7 protein-coding genes and 1 pseudogene are annotated in these 8,911 nt (G+C 43.6%); 5 read left to right on the top strand and 3 right to left on the bottom strand.

The window, feature by feature from the left end:
- Positions 1-1,236, top strand: a 1,236-nt coding sequence (locus tag RH89_RS08880) for a GNAT family N-acetyltransferase (protein ID WP_004401239.1), incomplete at its 5' end; no start/stop codon positions are given.
- On the opposite strand, the gene RH89_RS08875 is transcribed toward RH89_RS08880, so the two are convergent.
- Positions 1,188-2,120, bottom strand: a complete 933-nt coding sequence (locus RH89_RS08875; RefSeq protein ID WP_004401238.1) for a LysR family transcriptional regulator — start codon at positions 2,118-2,120, stop codon at positions 1,188-1,190. The two genes, RH89_RS08880 and RH89_RS08875, sit on opposite strands and share 49 nt — an antisense overlap.
- Positions 2,121-2,407: 287 nt before the next feature.
- Between RH89_RS08875 and RH89_RS08870 the strand changes: the two genes are divergently transcribed.
- Positions 2,408-4,522, top strand: coding sequence for a TonB-dependent hemoglobin/transferrin/lactoferrin family receptor (locus RH89_RS08870; RefSeq protein WP_004401237.1), 2,115 nt, complete (start codon positions 2,408-2,410; stop codon positions 4,520-4,522).
- A 434-nt stretch (positions 4,523-4,956) separates the two neighbouring features.
- Here RH89_RS08870 and galE read toward each other — a convergent pair whose 3' ends face one another.
- Positions 4,957-5,970 (bottom strand): UDP-glucose 4-epimerase GalE, encoded by a 1,014-nt coding sequence (galE, locus tag RH89_RS08865; protein ID WP_004401236.1) that lies wholly within the window; start codon positions 5,968-5,970, stop codon positions 4,957-4,959.
- Positions 5,971-6,179: 209 nt separating this feature from the next.
- On the opposite strand from galE, the gene RH89_RS08860 reads away from it, so the two are divergent.
- From RH89_RS08860 to RH89_RS08850, 3 genes are read left to right on the top strand one after another with little or no spacing between them, the layout of a single operon-like run.
- Positions 6,180-6,923, top strand: a complete 744-nt coding sequence (locus RH89_RS08860) for a 5-oxoprolinase subunit PxpA (RefSeq protein WP_004401235.1) — start codon at positions 6,180-6,182, stop codon at positions 6,921-6,923.
- A gap of 11 nt (positions 6,924-6,934) precedes the next feature.
- A complete protein-coding gene (locus tag RH89_RS08855) occupies positions 6,935-7,636 on the top strand; it encodes a 5-oxoprolinase subunit B family protein (protein ID WP_004401234.1) in 702 nt (233 codons plus the stop codon).
- Positions 7,627-8,553, top strand: coding sequence for a 5-oxoprolinase subunit C family protein (locus RH89_RS08850; RefSeq protein WP_004401233.1), 927 nt, complete (start codon positions 7,627-7,629; stop codon positions 8,551-8,553). Before RH89_RS08855 ends, RH89_RS08850 begins: the two co-directional genes overlap by 10 nt.
- A gap of 40 nt (positions 8,554-8,593) precedes the next feature.
- Here the strand turns inward: RH89_RS08850 and RH89_RS29880 are convergent.
- Positions 8,594-8,911: pseudogene (locus RH89_RS29880) on the bottom strand (efflux RND transporter periplasmic adaptor subunit); the annotation flags it as partial.

The raw sequence follows: 8,911 nt of genomic DNA, 5'->3' as shown, positions 1-8,911 counted from the left end.
GAACAGTTGTCAGAAGGAAGTACCACTCTCGATACTCACCAGATTGCCTTTTTACTAAAACAATATCGATTTACGGTGCTTCCAACCTGGCTTGCCAGCGATCAGAGTGAAGCTGTGCATATCGCCGAGCAGATTGGCTATCCTGTTGCAGTTAAGCTGCGTTCGCCAGATATTGCGCATAAGTCCGATGTGCAAGGCGTTATGCTTAACCTGAGAAACAGTGCTGAGGTGGCTTCGGCTGCTCAGTCGATTTTGGATCGAGTTTCTTTTACCTATCCTTCTGCTAGAATTCATGGTCTGCTGGTTCAAGGTATGGCAAGCCGTGCCGGTGCTCAGGAAATCAGGATTAAAGTGAAGTCTGATCCGACTTTTGGTCCGGTCATACTGATTGGTGAAGGTGGATCGGAATGGAACGAGGCGCTGGATGCCACGGCAGCCATTCCTCCACTAAACATGACGCTAGCTCGTTATCTGATTATCCGAGCCATCAAACGAAACAAATTACGTGTTCAGCAGCTACCCAACCCCATGAGTATTGATGGGCTAAGTGAGTTTTTAGTTCGCATTTCTCAGATGGTCATAGATTGCCCACAGATACATGAACTGGATATTCATCCAGTGCTGGCAAATGGAGAAGACTTTACCATCTTGGATGCCGATCTGACGTTATGTGAATTTGAAGGAAACTCTCATCAAAGACTCGCCATCCGACCTTATCCCGTGGAGCATGAAGAAAAAGTAAAGCTTAAAGACGGTAGCGATATACTACTCCGCCCTATTCTGCCAGAAGATGAACCCGACCACGCTGAATTCATTTCCAATGTTTCCAAAGAAGATTTGTACAAGCGATTTTTCAGCGACGTTGGAGAATTCAATCATGAGGCGCTGGCCAATTTCACCCAAATTGATTATGACCGGGAAATGGCATTTGTCGCGCAACAAAGCTTTGAGGGAGAAAAGCGAATTATAGGCGTTGCCCGGGTACTTTCTGACCCAGAAAACTTCGACGCAGAATTTGCCATTCTGGTGCGTTCTGATCTGAAAGGTATGGGTCTGGGGCGCGTTTTGATGGAAAAATTAATAAGCTACTGCAAAGAACGTGGAACCAAACAAATGTCCGGAATGACCATGCCTACTAACCGAGGCATGCTCATGTTGGCTCAAAAAATGGGATTCGAGCTCGATATTCAGTTTGAAGACGGCATTGCCGATATGAGGCTGCCCTTAAACGAGTAATCGACTTTCCAGTTCTTCTTGATGTATTGAATACACCAGGATTTGCTTTTACCCATTTTGTTTCTTCGCCACGCAAGGACAATTTCAACAGGGGCATCTTCTGTCCCTTCTATTTTGCGAAGCAGCTTTTTCTCTATCATTTCATTGGCGATATGTGTCGGAATTGTACCAATACCTAATCCAGCAATCAGAGCTTCAATTTTTGCATGGAAGCTTGTAACGGTTAAACGTGGCTGTTCGTCTAGAATGTTTCTACTTAGCGCCGGAGCTTCGCGGGCAGTATCTGCAATTACGATGGCTCTATAGTGACTGCGCGAATCATTGTCGAATTCGCCTTTTCGCTGGTGGATATAGTGATCGTAAGCTGCAACCCAAGTCATTGACATGGTGCCTATTGGTTCTGCTTTTACATCCTGCGGGTAAACTTCTGGTTTTGGGCAAATAAGAAGATCTGCTCGATCATAAGCGAGTGATTCCCAGCACCCTGCCAAAATTTCTTCCTGTAACTTTACTCTGGTTTTACTTACCGCACCTAAATGCTCGACCAGTGGAAAAAATGTATTACCTGGAACAATGCCATCATGAGCGATGGTAAGATCTAACTCCCACCCGTGAGCCAGAACATTCGCATCAGAGACCATATCTTCTGCCGCGCTTAAAAGCATGCGACCTCTTTCCAGCAACAACTTACCCGCGTGAGTAAATGTTGCTTTGTGCCCTGACCGGTCAAAGATAACCAAGTCGAGATCCTGTTCTAGTTTCTGAATCTGATAACTAAGGGAAGATGGCGCTCGGTTCAATTCATTTGCCGCCGCTGCGAAACTGCCTCGACGGTCAATTGCATCAAGAATATGCAATGCTTCTAAGGTGATTGGGCTGTTCAAGAAGAGATCTCTGTTTGATGATTATCCTATTTACAATACGACACCTTACTTTTCATTGTTTTAACGTGTTAGATAAGCGTGATTAAGATCACGAATACTGAAAATTTACGCTTTCTTATACTTCGAATACCGAACTTTATACTGAAATTAAAACAAAGAGTTAGCGTATTTGCATATTTCCTCCATCGTCTGTTTTTACATCGTAATGAGAAGTGTAATGATAGTTATTATCATTTTGATCAATTACAATCCTCGCACCATTTAAAGCGATTCATGGAAAAACAAAAATGTCGCAACCTAACTTTAAGAAGCCTTTGCTCACGGCTTCAATCTTAATTGCCCTTTCTGCGCCTACTTTGGCAAACGAGCAAGTTGATGAAACTGTCGTAGTAACTGCTACAAAAACAAACCAGGCCCTTGAAGATGTGGCAGCGTCTGTAGCAGTGATTACCGATGCCGAAATTGAATCAAATATGTCCAACAATATCGCTGACGTATTTGACTACACACCAGGCGTCACCATTGAAAATGCCGGTCGCCAAGGTATTCAAAATATCAATATCCGCGGTCTTTCGGGCAACCGTGTCCAGATTGTTGTTGATGGCGTAGTTCAGCCAGATCAGTACGATCCAGGGGGTGACTTTATCCGCTCAGGGCGTTTGAACTTCGACCCTGAAATGCTCAAATCTGTTGAAGTTGTAAAGGGTTCAGCGTCAAGTCTATATGGTAGTGATGCAATAGCGGGTATCGTTGCATTTTCAACTAAATCCGCTTCCGACTTTTTGGAGCCGACAGGTGATGGCTTTGGCGGCTACGTTAAACTAGGTTATCACTCTGCTGATAAAACATTCAGTGAATCAGTTGCTCTTGCAAATCGCTCTGGCAGCCTTGAGTCTTTAGTTGCTTATACTCGTAAAGATGGTAATGAGTTAAACAACTTCGGTGAGCCAGACAACCAAGATTATTCTTCTGATAATCTTCTAGTTAAGCTTGGATATGATCTGAATGAATCACATTCATTCGAAGTCCGTGGTAGCTATGTGAAAGGTGACACTAAGACAGATGTTACCAATAAATCATACAAACCGTACAAAGGTCATGATGTTTCTGACTCACAGAGCTTTGGAATCAAGCATACATGGAATGCAAATTTAGCTCTTTTTGACAATTTAGTTTGGCATGTGGATTGGGTTAGTCAAAAAGAGAAATCAGACACCCACCGTACAAAGATCTCAAACGGAAACGTCCAACATAAAGACTACATTTATCGTGAACGCGGATTCCAAGGCGAGATACAGGGCGATAAGTTCATCTCAGGTGAAAGCATTGATCATTTCATTGTCTACGGTGTGTCATTTAAAAACAAAGACATTCATAACCAAAACGATGAAATTAATAGTATTGGCGCGGATAAAACAGTTTATTACATGCCAAATGCTAAAGAGCAACGTTATGGCGCATTCCTGCAAGACGACATGTTAATGCTGGATGGAAAGCTGAGATTGACTCCAGGTATTAGATTTGACTCTTACAATACGGATCCTAATGGCAATGTCGCCACTGGGAACTCCGGTGGATACACACCAGATAGTTACACTAAATACAGTGATTCTGCAGTTACTGGTAGAGTTGGAGCCGTGTATGAGTTGAATCAGACCCATAAAGCTTTTGCACAAGTAAGCCAAGGATTCAGAGCGCCTAACTTCAAAGAACTATTTTACTCATTCAGCAACTTAAATAGTCCTTTCTTTAAATACAAAAACATCCCTAACCCTGATCTGAAAGCTGAAACCAGTATCTCTTACGAATTAGGTTTAAGATCTAGCTTTGAAAATGCCGACACTGAATTTGTCGTATTCTACAACGACTACGATAACTTTATTGAGTCTAAAACTGTTCAGGCTGGAGGTGGTCCGGTTCCTCATGTATTCCAGCACGTAAATGTTGATAAAGCGACTATTAAGGGTGTGGAGCTTTCTTCAAAGCAAAACCTGTCAGCTGTGTTAGGTCTTCCTGAAGGCTTCAAGTCTGGTATTGCGGGTGTTTATACAGAAGGCAGTGATGGCGAAGGTGAAAGACTTGACTCTGTGAACCCTTGGCAAGCTCTGGCGAAGTTAAACTACGACAGTCCTTCTGATAGTTGGGGTACGTCTTTAAAAATGGTTTACACAGCAAGTAAGAAAACATCTTCAAGTCCTTCGTTTGATATGACGTCTGCAACTATCTTCGATGTAACTGGTTACTATAAGCCTACTCAAGACCTAACGTTACGAGCTGGCATATTTAACCTAACAGACAGACAGTACTACAACTGGAATGATGTTCGCTCTCTATCTGCAGAAGATGTGAATAGATCACAACCAGAACGTAACTTTGCGATTACTGCAAAATACGATTTCTAAGCTTAGTGTTTGATGCAAAAGAAAAGACCGAGAAATCGGTCTTTTTTTGCGTTTATAAGATCAAATTTACAAATGGCTAAATACAAAAAATCCAGCTTTAAGCTGGATTTCATCAAGTTCGAAATATTCAAAAAGGTTATCAAAAAGTGACTGAATTATTTCGATATTATTTGTTTTCTGCCATCTCTTTCTTAACCATTACAGCTGCTGCAATGATGAAAGTGATGATAAGCGCTAGCTCCATCAGTGTCCCCTGAAAGTGGTATTAGAAAATGTTCAATGAATCGTTAACAAAGTGTTTTTTAACGTTCAAAATTAAGCTTCGGACATATTCTAGCAGGTTATAGAATGTACGAAACCCCTTAACGAGATTTTTACGAAAAATATCGATTCAGATCAAAAAAGAGGCTCGAAAGCCTCTTTTTTCAATTTTTCTAATCTTGATAGCCTTGCGGATTTTGTGACTGCCATCGCCAGGTATCTACAGTCATATGTTCTAAAGAACGTTCTGCTTTCCAGCCTAGCTCGTCGATTGCTTTCTTTGGATCAGCCCAACATTCTGCAATGTCACCCGGTCGTCTATCTACAAGTTTGTAAGGAATTTCCTGACCACTTGCTTTCTCAAAGGCTTTAACCATATCTAAAACACTGTAGCCATTACCTGTGCCTAAGTTATAGATATGCAGACCGTTTTTCCTGCCAACGGCATTGAGTGCTGCTAAGTGACCGTCTGCTAAGTCCATCACGTGAATGTAGTCACGGACACCCGTTCCATCCTTTGTTGGATAGTCACTGCCGAAAACAGACAAAAACTCACGGCGACCAACTGCAACCTGAGAAACAAAAGGCATCAAATTGTTTGGAATGCCTTGCGGGTCTTCACCCAAGTCGCCACTCGGATGCGAACCTACCGGGTTGAAGTAACGAAGAAGTGTAATGCTCCAGTCCGGATTTGCTTTTTGGAAGTCTGTTAAACACTCTTCCACCATCAGTTTGCTACGACCATACGGGTTGGTGGCACTAGTTGGAAAATCTTCCGTAATTGGCACAGAAGCCGGGTCACCATACACAGTTGCAGAAGAGCTGAATACCAATGACTTCACACCAGCTTCACGCATCGCCTCAACCAGAACCAAAGTGCCATGAACATTGTTGTCGTAGTATTCCAGCGGCTTTTCTACCGACTCCCCTACTGCTTTTAGTCCGGCAAAATGAATACAGGATTCTAAGTTGTGCTCTTTCATGATTTTAACAAGAAGGTCTTTGTTACGAATGTCACCTTCTACGAAAACTGGGCGGGTTCCAGAAACCTTTTCAATTCGGTCTAATACGCTGGATTTGCTGTTGTACAAGTTGTCTAGAATCACTGGCGTCATGCCAGCTTCGATCATTTGAATGCAAGTGTGGCTGCCGATATAGCCCATGCCACCAGTAACAAGTACTTTCATGGTTCTTCCTAAATGGTGTAATTAACGTAATTCTACTTAACCTGTATGGGGATTTGTAGTCTCATATCTCAAAGTAATTGGATTTTATAGAAAAAGCTTCCGCAAATTTATTGAATTGTTAGCAAAAATGAAACTCGCGCTCTAAAGCTTCTCAATTTAATGGAATACAATTAACCTTAACGGTAAGTCATCAGTGGGATAGCAGACAAATGACCAAGGAAAGGTTGAAACTAAATTGTGATATGGGCGAAAGCTTTGGTTCATGGAAGATGGGCTTAGACGAAGAAGTAATGCCATGGGTCGATATGGCAAATATTGCCTGCGGTTTTCACGCATCCGACCCGAATGTTATGTCCACCACCCTAAAGTTAGCAAAGCAATACCGGGTTAGCGTTGGTGCCCATCCGGGCTACCCGGATCTGAATGGGTTTGGTCGCAGAAGTATCCCCATGTCACAGGATGAAATCGTACACAATGTGGTGTACCAAGTTGGAGCAATTCAATCTCTCGCTAACCTCAATAGCGTTAAAGTTGAATATATAAAGCCCCATGGCGCACTTTATAACGACATGATGAAAAGTGAAGAAGTGTTTGTTGGCATTCTGGCGGCAGCTGAAAACTTCTCTTTGCCTGTTATGATCCTGGCTGGCACCGATAATTCTAGATATCTCGACCTTGCGGATCAGTTTAACGTTCCCCTACTCTTTGAGGCATTTGCCGACAGAGCCTACCTAGACAACGGACTTCTCGTCCCTCGCAGTCATCCTGATGCCGTGTATCACAAGGAAGATGACATCTATCATCAGGTGATGCAGCTTGCCCGTTACGGCAGCATCACCAGTATCAATAGCAGCAAGATTCAGATTGAAGCGGACACAGTTTGTGTTCATGGTGATAACCCTGAATCCGTTGCCATGGTCCAGAGAATATCCCAAAGCTTAGCGGCGCTGTAAGAGAGACTGAAATGATCAAGTTTGAAATCCAGCCTGTCGCTGAGTGCAGTCTTATTGTGTATTTTGGTAGTCGTATTGACCCTAAGCTAGCCCCTTTTATTGGCGAGGCTGCGAAATGCATTGCGGGAAGATTTTCGGATCAGGTTATGAATGTCACCCCTTCCTACACCTCCATTTTGATTGATTATCTTCCGTTTCGAATCCATCAAGAGCAGTTTATTACTCAGTTGCGAAGTTTGCTGAATGAGCAAAGCCAGGCTTTTACAATCGAGAGCAAATCTACCCTACATAAGTTGCCAGTCTATTACGGTGGAGATACCGGACCAGACTTAAAGGCTGTTGCCGAGTTTGCCGGAATGACGTCTGATAATGTGATAAAGCTGCATACAGAGAGTTTCTTTCGGGTTTGTGCCATTGGTTTTTCTCCCGGTTTCGCATTCTTAGCTGAAGTACCGAATGAAATAGCTAAACCCAGACATGATACTCCCAGAGTGTTTGTTCCTTCAGGCAGTGTCGGTATCGCATCTAACCAAACGGCAGTGTACCCATCCCGTTCCCCAGGTGGTTGGAACATCATCGGGAACTGCCCAACACCACTTTGGGATTCCAAAAATCCAGACTCAACACCTGACATCAATATTGGTGATGTTGTTCAGTTCTACTCAATTACAGAGAAAGAGTTCGTTTCTTTAGGGGGTGAACAATGGGTGTAATGGCGGTTACTAAAGCTGGGCAACTTTCTCTTATTCAGGACTTTGGTCGATACGGGTGTAGCCAGTTGGGGCTAACGCAAGGTGGACCGGTCGATGACTATGCTTTTAGCTGGGCTAACTACTTACTGGGTAACGACCTTAACGCTGCTGCGATTGAAATCACCCTTGGTCAGGCATTATTTACTTTTGAGCAAGACGCCATGATTGCCATCTGCGGCGGCGATTTGCAACCAAGAATCAACCAAATCCCCGTGGCAAACTGGTCAAGGCATTGGATAAAACGCGGTCAGACACTTTCTTTTTCGTTACCACGTAACGGGTTAAGAGCTTACCTTGCAGTAAAAGGTGGGTTCAAATGTACCCCCCACTTTGGGAGTGCTTCGACGGTTCAAAGGGAAATGGTTGGCGGATTACAGCAAGATGGAAGTGCGCTGGAAGTCGGGGATCAAGTTGAATTCTCCGATGAGCAAACGAAGTTGACCTCAAAACAGGTCACATTCCGGTTCATCCCTGACTACAACCTACCGCTGACTTTACGAGTTATCGAGAGCTACCAGAATAAAAGCTTCCATCCGGATTCGTTGCGAAAACTGTATAGCGGATCGTTTTCAATCAGTCAGAACAGTAACCGCATGGGCTATCGCCTGGAGGGAGATACCATCAATCCTCCAAGTGGAAACCTGATATCTGAAGGTATTGCTCTGGGATCCATTCAGGTTCCGCCGGACGGAAATCCGATTATTCTGCTCAATGACAGGCAGACTCTGGGCGGTTATCCAAAACTAGGCTGCGTTGCCCGAATTGATTTGCCCAGACTTGCGCAAGCCAAGCCCGGTCAGAAAATCCAGTTTGTAAAAGGCGATCTGGAAGGACTGCAGAAAGTCTGGTGTAAGTGGGCAAGGTTTTTTGGATACTAAACAAGAAAGCGACCCGATTGGGTCGCTTCCGTTTTACTTTCTAATTCAATTTTAATGGATTTAGAACCACTTCATCCCCTTCGTGAAGTCCTTTTCTTACCTGATTGTTTTGTCCAAGCTGAACCAGTTGAGTTTTGATTTTTCCTTCCTCGACAATTCGTACATAGTCGAGCTGCCCAACCTGATACACACTGTTTTCAGGCAGAGTCAAAACAGATTCACTGTGGCTAAGTACATGTACCTTTCCGTACACTCCAGGGTAAACTGAAGGGCTTACAGGTAACGCAAGCTTAACCAAGAAACTGCGTGAGGACTGATCCGCGGAAGGTGAAATTTCAACGATGTTTGCCCGCCCTGT

The sequence above is a fragment of the Vibrio nigripulchritudo ATCC 27043 genome (genome assembly GCF_000222685.1).
In the GTDB taxonomy this organism is placed as follows: Bacteria; Pseudomonadota; Gammaproteobacteria; order Enterobacterales; family Vibrionaceae; genus Vibrio; species Vibrio nigripulchritudo.
The sequence above is the reverse complement of the archived record's forward strand: the minus strand, read 5'-3'. Positions and strand labels throughout refer to the sequence as shown.